This is a genomic window from Oleiphilus sp. HI0079, from assembly GCF_001635105.1.
In genome coordinates this window covers 1-802 of sequence record NZ_LWFT01000997.1, presented here as the reverse complement: position 1 = coordinate 802, position 802 = coordinate 1, and the positions used below count along the sequence as shown (strand labels likewise).

Annotated in this window: 1 protein-coding gene; it reads right to left on the bottom strand. The window is 47.9% G+C overall.

What is annotated here, in order from left to right; translation table 11 throughout:
* Positions 1-802: acyl-CoA dehydrogenase family protein (locus tag A3750_RS18095; RefSeq protein ID WP_197475136.1), on the bottom strand; the 802-nt coding region annotated here is incomplete at both ends.

The window sequence follows — 802 nt, the reverse complement described above, 5'->3', positions numbered from 1 at the left end:
GTCGTTCCTTCATAAAGAAGCGCAATACGCGTATCTCGAACGATTTGTTCCATGCCCCACTCTTGGATAAAGCCATGACCACCAAAAACCTGAACACCGTGGTTTGCAGCTTCATAACCCGCTTCAGTACAGAACGCTTTCAAAATTGGCGTTAAGAAACCAAGCATTTCATCAGCAGCCTTCTGCTCTTCACCTTCACCATGCTGAACAAGGTCGGCTTGTTGAGCCGCGAAGTAAATCATTGCACGTGACCCTTCAGCGATCGCTTTTTGCGTCAAAAGCATACGGCGCACGTCTGGGTGAACGATAATTGGGTCAGCCTTTCCTTCAGGATTCTTAGGACCCGAAAGCGAACGCATTGCTAGACGATCTTTCGCATATGCGAGTGCTCCCTGGAAGGAACCTTCAGCAGCCGCAAGACCCTGAATAGAGGTACCAATACGGGCCACGTTCATGAATGTGAACATGCAGTTAAGACCTTTATTCTCCGGACCGATCAACCAACCTTTTGCACCATCAAAATTCATCACACAAGTCGCGTTACCATGTATACCCATCTTGTGCTCAATTGAGCCGCACGTAACTGCATTTCGCTCACCAGCCTCGCCATTAGTATCCGGCAGGCACTTAGGGACGATGAAAAGCGAAATCCCTTTAGTACCTTCTGGAGCACCAGGAAGACGAGCTAGTACGATATGAACAATGTTGTCCACCATATCGTGCTCACCAGCAGAGATAAATATTTTAGTACCAGTGATGCTGTAAGAGCCATCTGCATTAGGCTCCGCTTTCGTAGTTAGAA